This window comes from Bacillus sp. RHFS10 (genome assembly GCF_016757475.1).
Taxonomy (GTDB): domain Bacteria; phylum Bacillota; class Bacilli; order Bacillales; family Bacillaceae; genus Bacillus; species Bacillus subtilis_G.
The window spans coordinates 195,715-210,585 of the sequence record NZ_JAESPO010000005.1 but is presented as its reverse complement, the minus strand read 5'-3'; the positions used below and the strand labels follow the sequence as shown (position 1 = coordinate 210,585).

The window sequence follows — 14,871 nt, the reverse complement described above, 5'->3', positions numbered from 1 at the left end:
TCCTCCCTATCCGACCTGATGCGGCTCATTGATCATTTTGGCATCACGGTATTGCAAATCGTATATCTTTTGATAGTAGCCGCCTTTTTCGAGAAGCTCATGATGTGTTCCCCTTTCACAAATGCGCCCTTTATCAAAAACGAGAATTTCATCGGCATGTTTCAGTGAAGAAATGCGGTGAGCGATGATAAAGGTTGTGCGGTTTTTCATGACTTCTTTTAAAGCAAGCTGTATGCTGTGCTCAGTTTGCATGTCTACTGCGCTTGTGGCGTCATCCAATATTAAAATGCCCGGGTTCAAACAAATGGCTCTCGCAATGGCGATACGCTGTTTCTGTCCGCCGGAAAGCCCCATTCCCCTCTCTCCCAGCATAGTGTCATATCCATCAGGAAGCTCCATAATAAAGTCGTGTGCCTGAGCACTTTTTGCCGCTTCGATGATGTCTTCCATTGATGCATTCGGCCTCCCGTACGAAATGTTTGATCGAATTGTAGATGAAAACAGAAAAGATTCTTGAAGAACGACCCCGATATTGGAGCGAAGGGTTTTTAACGAGTAATCAGTGATAGGTTTATGATCAATCGTAATCATTCCGCCAACAGGACTGTAAAATCTGGTGAGGAGCTGTGTAACTGAGCTTTTGCCTGAACCTGTAGGGCCCAATAGTCCGATTACCTTCCCGCTGTTTGCCTCAAAACTGACATTGCATAGCGCGTTTATTTGTTCTTTACCGTATGCAAGAGAAACATTTTTGAATAGGACATCTCCTGTTAATTTTTGTTTATGCAAAGCGTGGGCATGGTCTGTGATGTCTTCTTCTTTTTCGAGAATTTCCAGCAGGCGTTCACCTGACGCTTTTGCTTGAGAGAACATATTGATGACAAAACCTAAGTTCATAATCGGCCACATCATATAATTGACAAGGCTGAAAAAAGCGACAAGCTCACCGGGATTGAGCTGGTTCTGCATAACCAAGTAGCCGCCGTAGGAGAGGAGAGCCACAATACAAACATTACCGATGAACTCCATTAAAGGGAAATACGCAGACCAGATGGATGATGTTTGTAAATACTGTGTTCTGTATTCCGCATTGGCCTTATTGAATGTGCTGATCTGAAAATCTTCTCTTGATAGAGATTTAACCGTATTGATGCCGCTGATATTTTCCTGGACTTTTGTGTTGAGTTTCGCAAACGACTTGCGAATTCCTCTGAAGGCGGGATGGACTCTTTTGTCGAACTGATATACCGCAACAGCGAGAAATGGCAGAACAGCGATTGTTACAAGCGTAAGAGGAACAGAATAGTAAAACATGACCGAAAGGCTGATGGCGACCAGCAGACCGAATCGAATGAGTTCAGCTAAACCATATGATAAGAAAAAACGAAGCCCCTCAACGTCAGCTGTCAGTCTGGACATCAAATCACCTGTTTTCGCGTTATCATAATAAGAAAAAGAAAGCCTCTGCAGTTTTTCATACAGGCCATTTCTCAGCCGATAAACGGATTTGATGCCGAACATATCTCCTAAATATTGATGAAAAAAAGTGGCGGTTCCTTTCAGGGCCATTACCGCAATAAAACCTAAGCTGACCCATGCTGCAAGCTGATACTGCCTCCCCAGCACGATTTCATCAATCGTGATTTGCAGGATAATCGGGTAAACGACAGTAATCACAGTCATAAAAAGCATGGCCAGAAGCGACCACATAAACACCTTTCTGTAAGGCCAATAAAACATTTTTAATCTTTTAAATATCTCCATATTCAGCACCTTTCCATTTATTATCATCTTTACTATATCGATACCCGAAATAAATTTCTATTGTTTTTTTAAAATTCAGTCTAATGATGGGGTGAGTCTCTTACTTTATAGGGAGTTACGTATGTAAAATAAACGCTTACAGAAAATCATTGTATGCTGGGGGTGCTTGGGAATATGCGAATGAAATACAAAAAACCGGACGGCTGAATGCCGTCCGGTCTCATCCCCCGCTGACAGGCGGAATGATGGCTACCGTGTCCCTTGAAGATACGGAGGTATTTTCTTTTACATAGCTTTCATTAACGGCAATCATAGCTGTATCAATCGATTCGAGGCCGTATTGTTCTTTTAAACTCGCTTTTATTTCGTCTGTCGTTGCTTGTTCCATATCTATTTCCAATGCTTGTGTGCCGGCCTGTTCCGCAAGCCCTGCAAATAAAAGAATTTTAATCATGCCGCTCTCCCTCGCTTAAATCTGGTTTTCCGTTCGGATAAGCTGTTGTTTCAAGCTGGTCGCCGATCCATTGCTCACCATCTTCCCAAATTTCTTTTTTCCAAATCGGCACAATCTGTTTGATTCGTTCGATCGCATATTCATTGGCCTCATAAGCAGCTTTTCGATGGGGAGAGGATACAGCGATCACAACCGCCGCTTCACCGATATCCAGCACACCTATACGATGTGTGATCGCGGCTGAAGCACCTTCCCATTTTTCTTCGATTTCAGTACCGATTTGAGCCAGCATTTGCACAGCCATCGGTTCATATGCCTCATATTCAAGCCGAACCGTTCTTTTTCCGTTTGTCCATTCCCGAACCGTACCAATAAATGTGGTAATTGCCCCGACTTCCCGTTTCTCCACTTTTTTGATGATATCTTCCGTAATAATGGGTGTTTTTGTGACCTCAAACCGTTCCATTACGCCGATTCCCCCTTCAGCTGTGAAAGCACAAAATCCACAGCAACCGGATCATCCGCATGAAAAACGGGTAATCCATGGCGCTCTGTCATATGCTCTTTTTTCCTATAGATGATGGCGATTGTATTGACTGCCTGCAGTGCTTCTAGATCTTCCTTTTCGTTTAGTAAAACCACTTTAGGATAAGGGGCTTTTTTAAAGCCTTCAATCAGAAGGCAGTCTATTTCGAGAAACCAATATAACTCGATCAGGCGCGGCAAATCCCATTTGCGGCGGGCTGTCAGCTGCAACACACCAGCACCTTCTACTGCTGTCACACCAGCACCTGCCGCTTGGTAACGATCAGTATCTTTTCCTTTAGTGAATGTTTGCGGTTCACCGCCGTGACCGTGATGCTTCAAGCAGCCTAAATTGAGCCCCTGTTCTGAGGCCTTTTCCAGAATACGCTCGATAAACGTTGTTTTCCCGCTGTTCTGAAATCCTACGACTTGGACGATTGGGAAAGGGCGGACCAAGGCCATTCACTTCCATTCTCTTCTCTGATGAGCAGCGCTTGAACCGTTCTGCCTGATTCATATCCTCTCGTGCCGCCCGGCAGGATAATAAACGCATTTGCTTCTGCAAGTGACGTGACGGAGCTGGACTTATCCAATCCGACGGGTTCCGCCAACAGCTTTCCTTCCTGATGGTACACGAAAGCACGAACAAATCGGGTAAATGGGTTCGGCTTTGGGAAATCCTTGGTCAAAACCGCTTCCGCACAAATCGAATGCGGTTTTTCATTGAGCAGCCATGTCTGGATCATTGGTTTGACAAACAGTTCAAAGCCGACATAACATGCTGACGGATTACCTGACAGGCCAAACAGCAGCATATCGTTTGCATGCGCCACCGTTGTCACGCTGCCCGGGCGCATGGCAACTTTATTAAAGAGCACGTCCGCTCCGAGTTTTTCATAGATCGCAGGCAAAAAGTCAAAATCACCCACTGACACACCGCCAGTTGTGATCAGAAAATCAACCTTTTTCATCGCTTCTTCGACCGCGGCAAAGCTTTTATCCAGATCATCAGAAATTTTCCCTAGATAAAGCGGTGTTGCGCCTGCTTCAATTACTTGCGCATACACCGTGCTGGCATTGCTGTTGCGAATTTTCCCCGGCTCCAGCGGATCACTGACATTCAGCAATTCGGTGCCAGTTGCAATAATCCCGACAACAGGCTTTCTCACGACAGGAACAGATGCGTATCCGAAGGTTGCCAAAAGCGCAGTCACTCCTGGTGTCACTCTGGTGCCTTTTCTCAATAAAACGCTCCCTTTTTGGGCGTCTTCACCTGTTTTTGAAATATTGTCTCCCGGCTGAAAGCGACGTTTTAAAGACATAAACGCCTTCCCATTCTCTTCAAAGGTTTGAGTCAGCTCAATCATGACGACAGCATCTGCTCCCTCGGGAATTTGCGCGCCAGTCATAATCCGCACGGCCTGAAACGGGCCAAGTTCTTTTTCAGATACAGCTCCCGCTCCAATATGGTCAATGACCTCAAACCGAACGGGGTTCTCACGTGAAGCTTCAGCCGTATCGCACGCTCTGACAGCAAAACCGTCGTATGGCGAACGGTCAAATGCGGGTACGTGGTGATCCGCTGTTACATCTTCAGCTAAAAATCGATGAAGGCTGCCTTCAAGCTCCACCCATTCTGTTTCCCCTTGTTTTTGAAAATGGCTGACACGCCGAACTGCCTCGTCTACCGGAATTGGTGTTCTTTTCTCCAGCATTCTGACCCCTCCTGTTGTTACAATCCAATTACTCTTGCCAACACGGAATTGGCTTCTTTCACATCATTTGTTCCATGCACCAGTGCCCGTCCGTCATTGAAAATGACGATTCTGAAATCCTCGTAAAAAATATGCAGCAAAAACGCATTGGCCTCGACCTTGCCGATTGTTTTCAGCCGCCCGATGAGCTCCTGTTTCGGAATTCTTTTTAATGACTCCGACCTTATCTGGACTGTATCACGGCCGCACAGTACAGCGGCTTTTGGTGTGTTCCAGTCTTGGAGATAAGGATAAACCGCTTGTGCTCCGCAAGACGGGCAATCCTCACGGCGCACATGATTAACGTTAATCTTCATATGCGAGTTGTTCCAAACATCGAATGTCACAAACCCATGCTGTATCGCTTTTGTTTGCCCTGTTAACAGTTTTAAAGCCTCAGCCTGCTGATAGGCCGAAACGATATGCACAGCGGGCGGAATAATGCCGGCAGTATCACACGTCGCCCCGCCGACAGGAATTTGTTCAAACAAACAAGACAGACATGGGGTTTCTCCCGGAACAATCGTCATGAACATCCCTTGGCTGCTTACACAAGCGCCATAGACCCACGGTGTCTTTGTTTTCTGGGCAAGATCGTTTATCAGCATGCGGGTTTCAAAATTATCTGTCGCGTCGATAACGACATCTGCTTTTTCAATCAGCGGCCCGAGCGTTTCGGCTGTTCCTTCGGTAGCATATGCCTCAATATGTATTCCGCTGTTAATCGCTGATAGATGCGCTTTGGCAGCCATGGCTTTCGGCATGCGGAGCTTGGCGTCGCTTTCTGTATAAAGCTGCTGCCTTTGCAGATTGCTCCACTCCACATAGTCACGGTCAATGATTGTAATGGCACCGACCCCCGCTCTCGAAAGCCCTTCAGCTCCTGCAGTCCCGAGCGCTCCTGCACCGACAACCAGCACATGGCTGTCTGCCAGTCTTTTCTGGCCCTCTTCCCCTATTTGCTTAAATCTAATTTGCCGCGAATAACGCTCCTCCATCAAACCTGTTCTCCTTATCTTTTATGTCATCTTAACATGTTTTTGCCCCATCAGTCCCGCCTGAAGGAGTCCGTTTTTTCTTCCAAACAGCTGAAATCATCACGTGTATTCACGTTGATAAACTCCGCCGGGTTGGCTCCAATTTCTTCAGCCTGTACGTAACAAACCGAAATTCGGCCTAACAAATCTGATATTCTTAATCTCTTCTCAGAAAGCTGATCATATAGAATGGGCATGATTCGTTTATGGTAAATTGCAATCAACGGCTGCTCCCGTCCGTCTGAAATCGGGACGATCGCGTCTGTACCGGGAGTCATCAGACGCTCGAGCTCCAGCATCGTCCTTCTTTGGATCAGCGGCGTGTCACAGGAAAGCACAGTATAAAGCTCGCCGTCTGTCTTTTTAAAAGAGGTATATATACCAGCCAATGGCCCCATGCCTTGAAATGGCTCAGCATCTTGATACACTTCATTTTCACCGTTTTCTTGAAATCTATCAATAAACTCAGGACGGCTGATGATAACCGCATGTTCTCCAAGCGCCTTTTTGGCCCATTCGTATAACATCCTGCCCCTCCATTTCACAAACGCCTTCGGTTCTCCAAAGCGCCGTGAGGCTCCTCCTGCCAGCAGTACGTTTATATGCTCCATATCATCTCACCCCTATTTCGTTAAAAGCATAGCAAAAGCAAGGTCCCAACGCCACTGCTTGTCTGTTTATTAAAGAGGAATAGCTGTTCAGTATTTGCATATTGTAGTGTTAACATCATGAGGGAGATGGTTCGAATGAAAAGATCAGGTCCTTTTTTCCATGACGTGTCTCAGGAGAACCTTTATTTAAAATCAGAGCTTTCAAGATGCCATAAGCTGATTTCCGAACTTGAAGCAACCTACTTCCATCAGAAAAATAACAAACTGCTCAAAGAAAATAACGATATGAAAGAAAAACTTCAGCAGCTGTCTGCCGAATTAACACAAATGTCAACGAAAGAAAAACACGCCTTCCACACCAGCCAAACCCTGCATCAAATAAGAGCTGAACTGCTTGATAAAATCGTTGCGTTGCAAGAGCTCCTTTCTGCTGAAACCTATAAACGCAAAGCCGAAATTGAAGAAAAACATAAACTTCATATTGCTAAAATTAAAATGGAAGAAGAAAATAAAAATCTGCAAAAACGACTCAGCCATCTTCAGGCCTCTATTGAGCAGGAACAGAACGCATTGCTTCAGGCAAAACAGCAAACTGAAAAGATAAAAACCGAAAACGGACGTCTAAAAGAGCAAATGGCAGAAAAAGAATATCAGCTAAAACATATTAAAATAGAAGTCGATCATATGAAAGATCGAATCATAGAAACGAAAGAAAGGCTGCTCGAAATAGAAAAAACAAAAGAAAAATTATTTCACGAAACTATTATATCGTATAAACGGCAGCTTGATGAAAGTGATGCCTGGATTGCTTCTCATTTTGCCGATATTGATGGCGGCACGAAACAAAAAGAAAAAACGGAAGAAGAAGCTCCAGCGGTCTACGAGCAGCCAAATCATGTAGATACTATACTTGAAGATGTCACCAAACAGATACATGCGCTTCAAAAACAGCTCGCCCGCGCCCAATCATCAGATCAGGCCATGAGCCATACAATCGAAGAACTGAAAAGCAGAGCCGCTGAGGAAAAGCCCTATCAAAAATGGGTCTATAAGCTTAATCTTGAAAGAGAAACCAAATCTTCACAGAAAAAAAACCAATAAAAAAACTGCTTGCGCACTATGCCAAGCAGTTTTTCTGTATGTTTATCCATTTGCTGATTCTGCAGATTCAGCTGATTCTGCAGGTTCGATTTCGCCTTCTAAAATGTACTGGCCGCGATACGGCTTTTTCACTTCCGGATACATTTTAATTAAGCTTTGCATGAATGTTGTCATATTAGGGATTTCAAGACCGCTTTCTTTTTCAATCTCTTTTTGAAGCTCGGAGCTCTTAATCGCCGCGTTGTGGCGTTTTAAGGTTTTAATGGCAGCTTCGCGCAGCTTAGCTGCTTTTGATCCGGGTCTTGCCGTTCCTCTTCTTCTTCGTGTTGTTCCGTCTGGTATACCGGCAGGAAGGGAGGAAGCAGATTGAAGCTGAGGCTGAACAGACTGCTGCTGTGAGTGCGGCTGATAGCTTCTGATTTCCTGAGCCGCAAGCTCAGCGAGAACCGGCAAAGAGTCAGGTTTTTTTTCAGAACGAAAATCCTTTTTGATTTCGGAAGGGCTTCCATTTCTGTCCAGCTCTCTTAATTTTGCGTATATTTTATCACGTTCGATTTGATATTCACGAATGACTTTCACTTCAGCTTCATTTAATTGTTCTAACCGCAAGCGCAAAGCTTCTCTTTCATTAAACATTCCTCAATGTACCCCCTATCAAAATTAACATCTTTAATTAAGATATTAGATTACAAAAGTAATTTTATCAACTATTATTTTAGCATTTTACTATTATATTTACTCTATGAAAAATTCCTTATTTTCTGAAAAAAAATCAACTTTTCAAAAGAGTCCTTTATTCTCAAGGGATTAAGCGTCTTTCAAGTTCATTTGGTATAATGTTGAAAATATATATTTTACTTACTTCTTTAATGAAATTTAGTGTATTATCTACAATTTTCGAGTTATGGCATATGAAATTTATCTAAAATTGTGGAAAAACATAAAAAATCAGCTGTTTTTTTAGCGTATCAATCCAATAAATCACCTTTCACTACGCCCATATTTGGAAAAATAAGCTTCTTACCTTTCCGATTACTTTCTTGTACAAATAAAAAAACCTGATGAGATCAGGTTTTTTATGAAGAATTATTCAGAATCCTGTTCTGTTTCAGACAGAACGCGGTTCACACGTTTTTCAAGCATTTTCATCCCGCTCCCGCCAGCTTGAAAGTGACGGAGCTGTCCTGATTTATCAAACACATAGTATGCAGGCACATAATCATTTTCAAATGCATCAGTTAAAGCATGATCACTGTCGACAAAAATCGGCTGAGTGATATCATGTTCATCAGCTATTTCTTTAATTTTGCCGAGGTCAAGGTCATCCTCGGAACGAGGCATATGCACAGCTACAACGTTCAGTTTATCTTGATATTGATCACGAAATACATTCACTTGCGGCATCGCTTCTTTACATAGATGGCAGCTGATGGACCAGAAATGAATAAGTGTCGGTTTATCTCCGATCAATTGCTCTCTCGTTACTTCACCATTGAACCAAGCTTTTTCTCCAGTCAATTCAGGCATTGGCTGACGTAATTTCATTGCTTTACCCTCCTATTAAACAAAAGGCCTAACGAATATGTTAGACCTTTTTTCCTTCTTAGAAAGAATTAAAGTGTTTTTTGGCCCGGTTTCCAGTTGGCCGGACAGAGTCCGCCAGTTTGCAGCGCTTGTAGAACACGTAGCGTTTCATCAACGTCCCGGCCAATGTTGTTATGGAAAACAGTTTGATATTGGAGCTCGCCTTCAGGATTGATAATAAACAATCCGCGCAGAGCCACCCCTTCTTCTTCAATTAAAACGCCATATTCACGGGATACCTCGTGGTTAGTATCAGCCGCAAGCGGATATTTCAGCTGGCCAAGACCATTTTCTTTACGGTCCGTATTAATCCACGCCAAATGAGTATGGATAGTATCAGTTGAAACTCCGATTACTTCTGCATCAAGATCTTCAAATTCGTCATAGCGGTCAGACATTGCTGTAATTTCCGTCGGACAAACGAAAGTGAAGTCCATTGGATAGAAGAACAGCACTGTCCATTTGTCGTTTTTCATGTTTTCCTCAAGACTTACTTTGCCAAATTCTTTACTTGCAAGGACTGCTTCCATTTCAAAACGAGAAGCTTGTTTACCTACCATACGCTCTGCCATATGTATCCCTCCAATTTATAGTTTGGCTTAAAAGCCGGAATCACATGATAATAAAGGGTGTTTACCCATATTTCGTTAACAACATCACAATGCCCATTATAAAGGAGCAAATTTTCCGAGTCAATTTTTAACAAATTATAGATATCTTTGGCTGGGACATTTTTGAATAAACAGTTTAACATGGTCAAACATGGGGTAACAAATCTCAATACGCAGTAATCACTTCAGAAAAAGGAGCTCCAACATGGATTTTATTAAACAATACGATTGGGCGGGACTTATTACAAATGCCAGTGTTCTGCTCGTTAAACTCGTCATTATGATCTTTCTCTACTTTATTGTTCGATCATTTAGCATGAAAATTATAAAGCATCTGTTTGCAAAATTCGAGGATCAGAACAGCTTGTCTAAAGGACGTGCATATACGCTCCAAAGTCTGACTTTTAACATATTTTCTTACATATTGATTTTTATATTCTTCGTCATGGTTCTGGATTTGTTTCATTACAATCCAAGCGCTCTTTTAGCGGGAGCAGGAATTGTCGGACTGGCTGTCGGATTTGGCGCTCAAGGGCTTGTCAGCGACATTGTGACAGGTTTTTTTATTCTGCTTGAAAAACAATTGGATGTCGGAGATTATATTACGGTTTCCACCTTTGACGGGATTGTCGAACAGGTTGGCTTAAGAACAACTCAAATCCGCAGCTTTGACGGAACACTGCATTACATCCCAAATAGAAACATTACAAACGTAAGCAATCATTCCCGGGGAATCATGCAGGCACTGGTTGATATCAAAGTGCCGGCTGAAAGAAACATTGATGAAACGATTCACATTTTACAGCAAGTATGCGATGAAACGGCAGCCGCTCTTCCGCAAATAAAAGAAGGACCTAATGTCATTGGGATTCAAGAACTGGGTACTTCCGAAATTGTGATCAGAGTCATTGCCAAAACAGAAAATATGGAGCAGTGGCGAGTCGAGCGAGTGCTGCGAAAGGAAATAAAAACCGCTCTTGACCGCGCTTTTCCTAAAGAAACAGAGTAAATAAAAGAACCGAAGCTTTTCGCTTCGGTTTCAGCGTGTCGACAAACCCTCGCATTCGTTGTCAGTCCTGCGCGTTGGTGCTCACGAATTCCTACATTCGCTGTGCTCCAATGCTCGTCCTTCCTAGACTTCAAAGATTTTCAATCACGCTGAAAAGATGACAAAATGCTAAAATGAAAACCGTTTTAGCATTTTGTCAACAATCTGGAACCGAAGCTTTTTGCTTCGGTTTTTATTTTACTGAATTCTGCTTTCAACTTCGCTGCAAATTTCTTCAGCAGTCATCCCGGAAGCTGTAATGACAGGTGCTTGTGTTACCGTATCGGCTATGCCTTGCACATTATGATCAAGACCTGTTACGACACAGCAGTCACAGCCTTTTGCATCGTCAGGGCTTTTCATCATGACAACGTCATATCCTTTTTCTTTTAATGCGGCTTCTACATCTGATAACGATTGTTCAATTCCAATTTTTTTTGCCATTATTGAACACCTCCGCTTACTAGAGTGCTCATTTCTTGGAATTTTATTCTTTCATTTGTACTTAATTGGCATAAACAGAAAAATAACCTGTCATAACGTTAACCGCTGTTTCTATCGCATTTTCATCGGGATTCAGCTTTGCGTGATGAAGCCCATGTTCAGAGTCAGCACCTAACCAGAACATGAAGCCGGGATATTTTTTCAGCATGTAGCCAAAATCCTCTCCAGTCATTGCTTCTTTTGCTTCGATTACTGTTGCCAGTTCATGTTCAGCAACAAAAGACATAAATTCTTCTGTCAGTCCGCTCGTATTGTAAACTTGGTGATACACAGACGGATATGTCACTTTTCCTTTGCAGCGGAATCCGATTTCGATTCCTTTCACTATAGCTTCAATCCGTTCCTTTACCTGTTTCATCGATTCTTCAGAAAGCGTGCGGATCGTGCCTTCCAAGTGAGCTGTTTCCGCAATAATATTTTGTGCCGAGCCTCCTGTAATGGTACCCACCGTAATAACCGCGCTGTCCAGCGGATCTGTGTTTCTAGAGATGATCGTTTGCAGCTGTGTGACGAGTGTGCTTGCTGCTACAACCATGTCTTCGGCTAAGTGCGGATAGGCCGCATGTCCCCCTTTTCCTTCCAGATCGATGACAAGCTCTGATGTATTCGCAAAAAGGAGTCCGCTTTTTGTCGCGATCGTGCCCACGGGCAGCTCTGGAGCAATATGCAGTGCGGTGATAACATCAGGCTGCCACTTTTTTAACACATCACTCTCAAGCATTGGTTCCGCGCCGCCAGGTCCTTCCTCTGCCGGCTGAAACAGAAAGAGCAAATCATGTTTTACCGGGTTGTTAATAAAATGGTCAATAATGCCGAGTGCAATCGTCATATGCAAATCGTGGCCGCAGGCGTGCATGTTGCCGTGATGCTCTGATGCGTATGGAAGACCGGTCTGCTCTTCAATGGAAAGCGCATCGATATCCGCTCTATATGCCAGCATTTTTTCCGGCGCTGTCCCGTTCACCTTTACAAAAAGCCCTGTTCGCCATTTCTCAATTTCAATTCTGTCTTGCGGATATTGTTCCAATACATTTAATAAATACTGCTGGGTTTTGAACTCCTGAAATCCAAGCTCCGGTATACGGTGCAGATCTCTGCGGATTGCAATGAGCTCCTCTTTCTTCATTTTCATTCCTCCTGCCTATACGAATAAGGCGTGGATATATCATCCACGCCTTTTTTCATCAAACGATTTGTTACAGCTGGCGTAATTCCTGTTTGATCTCAGTTTTGCCTTTTGTTTTCTCATCAATGTCTTTGATTTTTTTAGCAGGTGTTCCCGCAACGACAGTATATGGCTCAACATCGTTTACGACGATCGCGCCCGCAGCAACAACGGCTCCTTTACCTACTGTTACGCCTTCAAGAACAACAGCATTTGCGCCGATCACAACATCGTCTTCAATGACAACCGGTTGAGCGGATGGCGGCTCAATAACGCCCGCAAGTACTGAACCCGCTCCGATATGGCAGTTTTTACCGACAGTAGCTCGTCCGCCAAGGACAACGTTCATATCAATCATTGTACCTTCGCCAATGACTGAACCGATATTGATAGAGGCACCCATCATGATGACTGCATTATCACCGATTTCAACTTGGTCACGAATGATCGCGCCCGGCTCGATACGCGCTTTGATATTTTTAAGGTCAAGCATTGGAATCGCAGAATTGCGGCGGTCATTTTCAACCACATAGTCTTCGATTTTGCTTTGATTTTCTTCAATTGCTGTTTGGATTTCGCTCCATTCACCGAAAACGACACCAGTGTTTCCGTTGATAAAAGCTTTCGCAGATTCGCCGAAATTGATTCCTTCCAGCTCACCCTTCACGTAAACCTTTACAGGTGTAGATTTTGTACTATTTTGAATAAATGAAATAATTTCATTTGCGTCCATCATTTTCATATGTAAAGTCCTCCTCCTGATTTTCTACCTCATTACTGTATCAAAGGAAAGATGCAAAGACAAGAAAAAAAGGAACAGCCGCTTTAGCAGTTCCCATTGGGCGATTAGACAGCGCATCCGCTTTTCTTTGCGAATTGTCTCCCGAACTCCATTAATTCTTCCTCTTCTTCACCTTCTGGATTATTTTCGATTTTAACTGAAGGCAGCACAATTTCGCCTCCGCGTTCTTTTATTTTTGCTTCGAGCGTATCAACTGCTCCGCAGAAAAATTCATATGCAGTATCACCGGAACCGAATACAGCACATGATTTGCCGGAAAAATCAATCTCATCCATGTCTTCAGCAAGGTCTAAAAATTCATCAGGCAGATCTCCGTCTCCCCACGTATAGGTTCCCATAATAATATGATCATATTCGTTTAACAGCTGTGCATCATCAATATCCATCGCTTCGAAACGGTCTGCTTCCGCTTCCGCCTCTTGAAGCCCCTTCTCAATCAAATCTGCCATTGCTTCAGTGTTGCCTGACATTGTTGCATAAACGAGCAAAATCTTTCCCAATTCTATTTTCCTCCTCTAATGAATCATTGCTGAAACTTCGTACGGCTGGACAAATTTACATTCATACAAGCCTGCACAAAAGAAATTCTCTTTCCGATTGGCCACTCTCCATCCATGCCCCTTAACGGTATCGAACCATTTCAACGACCTGGCTCCGAGATCAGCCTGGTAAATTCTCGAATAACCATTTTCATCTTGCGTTGTAGTAACATATATAATTCCATCATCCTCTGAAATATCAAGGAATGATTCTTCTTTTCTAATCATGCTGGATTGTATAGTGAATTCTTCGTCAGTCAACATATTCCGTACAGTGACAGCACCGTGCTTTCCTTTCACAGACCCCATCGCCGCCACCAGCCATTTTTCATTGAACACGAGCATGGATGCCGTCATCCGGGTTTCTTCTTTTTTAACGATTTGGACAGTGCCACGTTTAAAATCGTAAGCCCAAATGCCTCCAAAATATTTGTGTATTTGCGTGCCGATAAAAAGACTGCCGCCGTGCAGACACAACGAACGAATAACAGGCGGGTGATCAAATTCTGCAAAAGGTTTGGCTACGCGCCACGAAAGCCCAAAATCATCCGATACATAAACGCAATGCTTGCCGTGAGCGCAGACAACCCCGTCGTTTCGGCCGGTAATCGCCCACACTGCTGCATTTGTCGGAAAACTCGATATCGTCCAGGTTTTCCCTTCGTCAGACGAGCGAATCACCGTTCCCTTTTCACCGACGCCAAATAAGTAAGGCCCTATGTAACTGATGCAATGTATTTTGCTTTTCAAACGAAAAAGCTTTCTCCAGCCCTGCTCCAAAGAATAATGAAAAATGCCTTCTCTTTGTACCGCCACAAAATAACCAGAAAATACCGATGCTGTGACAGCAGTCGCTCCTTTATGAAACATGGATTTTTTCCTTGTTCAAATAATCTGCCCATGCAAGAAAACCTCTCGCAAACGCTCGGCAGCTTTCCACATCCTCCTCTGTTTCAGGCGCCAGTTCGACTTTCAAAGTTTCCTGATAAACAGCAGCCCCCGCCTCTTGCAGCATGGCACTAAACAAATTAACCGCCTCACAAAACTTTGGATAAGAATAATCGCCAGATCCGAAGCAGGCTGTTTTTAAGCCATTAAGCTGAAGCTGTTTGACCTCTTCAAAAAAGTCCTCCGCTTCGTAAGGCAAATCGCCGTCTCCCCATGTATAGGTGCCAATCAGCACGTAATCATAGGAGGTCAGAGCAGATACATCCGCGTCATCTATCTCGATGCAGTCAATGTCCAACTCATATTCCTGAAATGTATCTCTTATAACAGCCGCAATGTCTTCTGTATTTCCTGACATACTGGCATATGTAATCAAGGCTTTAGCCATGTTATCACCTCATCAATTGATAATGATTTTCAATAT

Annotated in this window: 18 protein-coding genes; 2 read left to right on the top strand and 16 right to left on the bottom strand. The window is 43.5% G+C overall.

Annotation, left to right across the window (positions count from 1 at the left end; translation table 11 throughout):
- Positions 1-6: 6 nt before the first annotated feature.
- The 7 genes from JMN17_RS17420 to JMN17_RS17390 form a co-directional block, all read right to left on the bottom strand.
- Positions 7-1,764 (bottom strand): ABC transporter ATP-binding protein, encoded by a 1,758-nt coding sequence (locus JMN17_RS17420; protein WP_087992228.1) that lies wholly within the window; start codon positions 1,762-1,764, stop codon positions 7-9.
- 220 nt (positions 1,765-1,984) lie between these two features.
- Positions 1,985-2,218 (bottom strand): molybdopterin converting factor subunit 1, encoded by a 234-nt coding sequence (moaD, locus tag JMN17_RS17415; protein ID WP_087992229.1) that lies wholly within the window; start codon positions 2,216-2,218, stop codon positions 1,985-1,987.
- Positions 2,211-2,684: a molybdenum cofactor biosynthesis protein MoaE gene (locus JMN17_RS17410; protein ID WP_202328620.1), complete on the bottom strand. Its 474-nt coding sequence runs from the start codon at positions 2,682-2,684 to the stop codon at positions 2,211-2,213. The genes moaD and JMN17_RS17410 overlap by 8 nt, the downstream gene beginning before the upstream one ends.
- Positions 2,684-3,205: a molybdopterin-guanine dinucleotide biosynthesis protein B gene (gene mobB / locus JMN17_RS17405; RefSeq protein ID WP_202328619.1), complete on the bottom strand. Its 522-nt coding sequence runs from the start codon at positions 3,203-3,205 to the stop codon at positions 2,684-2,686. Before mobB ends, JMN17_RS17410 begins: the two co-directional genes overlap by 1 nt.
- Positions 3,166-4,458 (bottom strand): molybdopterin molybdotransferase MoeA, encoded by a 1,293-nt coding sequence (locus tag JMN17_RS17400; RefSeq protein ID WP_087992232.1) that lies wholly within the window; start codon positions 4,456-4,458, stop codon positions 3,166-3,168. The genes mobB and JMN17_RS17400 overlap by 40 nt, the downstream gene beginning before the upstream one ends.
- Before the next feature lie 17 nt (positions 4,459-4,475).
- On the bottom strand, positions 4,476-5,495 hold the full coding sequence (locus tag JMN17_RS17395) for a MoeB/ThiF family adenylyltransferase (RefSeq protein WP_087992233.1): 1,020 nt from the start codon (positions 5,493-5,495) through the stop codon (positions 4,476-4,478).
- A 50-nt stretch (positions 5,496-5,545) separates the two neighbouring features.
- Complete coding sequence (locus JMN17_RS17390) at positions 5,546-6,145, bottom strand: molybdenum cofactor guanylyltransferase (RefSeq protein ID WP_087992234.1); 600 nt, start codon at positions 6,143-6,145, stop codon at positions 5,546-5,548.
- A gap of 135 nt (positions 6,146-6,280) precedes the next feature.
- Here JMN17_RS17390 and JMN17_RS17385 point away from each other — a divergent pair, with 135 nt between their 5' ends.
- Positions 6,281-7,246, top strand: coding sequence for a sporulation protein (locus tag JMN17_RS17385; protein ID WP_087992235.1), 966 nt, complete (start codon positions 6,281-6,283; stop codon positions 7,244-7,246).
- Between the two features lie 42 nt (positions 7,247-7,288).
- On the opposite strand, the gene rok is transcribed toward JMN17_RS17385, so the two are convergent.
- The 3 genes from rok to ahpA all read right to left on the bottom strand — a co-directional run bounded on the left by rok (position 7,289) and on the right by ahpA (position 9,402).
- Positions 7,289-7,882, bottom strand: coding sequence for a transcriptional regulator Rok (gene rok, locus JMN17_RS17380; RefSeq protein WP_087992236.1), 594 nt, complete (start codon positions 7,880-7,882; stop codon positions 7,289-7,291).
- A 450-nt stretch (positions 7,883-8,332) separates the two neighbouring features.
- Positions 8,333-8,791, bottom strand: a complete 459-nt coding sequence (locus JMN17_RS17375; protein ID WP_202328618.1) for a TlpA disulfide reductase family protein — start codon at positions 8,789-8,791, stop codon at positions 8,333-8,335.
- A 68-nt stretch (positions 8,792-8,859) separates the two neighbouring features.
- On the bottom strand, positions 8,860-9,402 hold the full coding sequence (gene ahpA, locus JMN17_RS17370; RefSeq protein ID WP_087991034.1) for a biofilm-specific peroxidase AhpA: 543 nt from the start codon (positions 9,400-9,402) through the stop codon (positions 8,860-8,862).
- Positions 9,403-9,646: 244 nt separating this feature from the next.
- Between ahpA and JMN17_RS17365 the strand changes: the two genes are divergently transcribed.
- Complete coding sequence (locus tag JMN17_RS17365) at positions 9,647-10,450, top strand: mechanosensitive ion channel family protein (protein WP_087991033.1); 804 nt, start codon at positions 9,647-9,649, stop codon at positions 10,448-10,450.
- A gap of 237 nt (positions 10,451-10,687) precedes the next feature.
- On the opposite strand, the gene JMN17_RS17360 is transcribed toward JMN17_RS17365, so the two are convergent.
- The 6 genes from JMN17_RS17360 to JMN17_RS17335 form a co-directional block, all read right to left on the bottom strand.
- A complete protein-coding gene (locus tag JMN17_RS17360; RefSeq protein ID WP_087991032.1) occupies positions 10,688-10,933 on the bottom strand; it encodes a YkuS family protein in 246 nt (81 codons plus the stop codon).
- A 61-nt stretch (positions 10,934-10,994) separates the two neighbouring features.
- A complete protein-coding gene (locus JMN17_RS17355) occupies positions 10,995-12,119 on the bottom strand; it encodes an N-acetyldiaminopimelate deacetylase (protein ID WP_087991031.1) in 1,125 nt (374 codons plus the stop codon).
- 70 nt (positions 12,120-12,189) lie between these two features.
- On the bottom strand, positions 12,190-12,900 hold the full coding sequence (gene dapD / locus JMN17_RS17350; RefSeq protein ID WP_087991030.1) for a 2,3,4,5-tetrahydropyridine-2,6-dicarboxylate N-acetyltransferase: 711 nt from the start codon (positions 12,898-12,900) through the stop codon (positions 12,190-12,192).
- 104 nt (positions 12,901-13,004) lie between these two features.
- Positions 13,005-13,460, bottom strand: a complete 456-nt coding sequence (locus JMN17_RS17345; RefSeq protein ID WP_202328617.1) for a flavodoxin — start codon at positions 13,458-13,460, stop codon at positions 13,005-13,007.
- A 15-nt stretch (positions 13,461-13,475) separates the two neighbouring features.
- Positions 13,476-14,369 (bottom strand): exo-alpha-sialidase, encoded by an 894-nt coding sequence (locus tag JMN17_RS17340; protein WP_202328616.1) that lies wholly within the window; start codon positions 14,367-14,369, stop codon positions 13,476-13,478.
- Positions 14,359-14,835 carry a flavodoxin gene (locus tag JMN17_RS17335; protein ID WP_087991027.1) on the bottom strand — a complete coding sequence of 159 codons (477 nt, stop codon included), beginning with the start codon at positions 14,833-14,835 and terminating at the stop codon, positions 14,359-14,361. The genes JMN17_RS17340 and JMN17_RS17335 overlap by 11 nt, the downstream gene beginning before the upstream one ends.
- Positions 14,836-14,871 lie beyond the last annotated feature (36 nt).

What these genes read in the sequence shown, in the direction of transcription:
- JMN17_RS17420 (WP_087992228.1), bottom strand. Translation starts at nt 1,764, where the DNA reads ATGGAGATATTTAAAAGATTAAAAATGTTTTATTGGCCTTACAGAAAG.
- moaD (WP_087992229.1), bottom strand. Translation starts at nt 2,218, where the DNA reads ATGATTAAAATTCTTTTATTTGCAGGGCTTGCGGAACAGGCCGGCACA.
- JMN17_RS17410 (WP_202328620.1), bottom strand. Translation starts at nt 2,684, where the DNA reads ATGGAACGGTTTGAGGTCACAAAAACACCCATTATTACGGAAGATATC.
- mobB (WP_202328619.1), bottom strand. Translation starts at nt 3,205, where the DNA reads ATGGCCTTGGTCCGCCCTTTCCCAATCGTCCAAGTCGTAGGATTTCAG.
- JMN17_RS17400 (WP_087992232.1), bottom strand. Translation starts at nt 4,458, where the DNA reads ATGCTGGAGAAAAGAACACCAATTCCGGTAGACGAGGCAGTTCGGCGT.
- JMN17_RS17395 (WP_087992233.1), bottom strand. Translation starts at nt 5,495, where the DNA reads ATGGAGGAGCGTTATTCGCGGCAAATTAGATTTAAGCAAATAGGGGAA.
- JMN17_RS17390 (WP_087992234.1), bottom strand. Translation starts at nt 6,145, where the DNA reads ATGGAGCATATAAACGTACTGCTGGCAGGAGGAGCCTCACGGCGCTTT.
- JMN17_RS17385 (WP_087992235.1), top strand. Translation starts at nt 6,281, where the DNA reads ATGAAAAGATCAGGTCCTTTTTTCCATGACGTGTCTCAGGAGAACCTT.
- rok (WP_087992236.1), bottom strand. Translation starts at nt 7,882, where the DNA reads ATGTTTAATGAAAGAGAAGCTTTGCGCTTGCGGTTAGAACAATTAAAT.
- JMN17_RS17375 (WP_202328618.1), bottom strand. Translation starts at nt 8,791, where the DNA reads ATGAAATTACGTCAGCCAATGCCTGAATTGACTGGAGAAAAAGCTTGG.
- ahpA (WP_087991034.1), bottom strand. Translation starts at nt 9,402, where the DNA reads ATGGCAGAGCGTATGGTAGGTAAACAAGCTTCTCGTTTTGAAATGGAA.
- JMN17_RS17365 (WP_087991033.1), top strand. Translation starts at nt 9,647, where the DNA reads ATGGATTTTATTAAACAATACGATTGGGCGGGACTTATTACAAATGCC.
- JMN17_RS17360 (WP_087991032.1), bottom strand. Translation starts at nt 10,933, where the DNA reads ATGGCAAAAAAAATTGGAATTGAACAATCGTTATCAGATGTAGAAGCC.
- JMN17_RS17355 (WP_087991031.1), bottom strand. Translation starts at nt 12,119, where the DNA reads ATGAAGAAAGAGGAGCTCATTGCAATCCGCAGAGATCTGCACCGTATA.
- dapD (WP_087991030.1), bottom strand. Translation starts at nt 12,900, where the DNA reads ATGAAAATGATGGACGCAAATGAAATTATTTCATTTATTCAAAATAGT.
- JMN17_RS17340 (WP_202328616.1), bottom strand. Translation starts at nt 14,369, where the DNA reads ATGTTTCATAAAGGAGCGACTGCTGTCACAGCATCGGTATTTTCTGGT.
- JMN17_RS17335 (WP_087991027.1), bottom strand. Translation starts at nt 14,835, where the DNA reads ATGGCTAAAGCCTTGATTACATATGCCAGTATGTCAGGAAATACAGAA.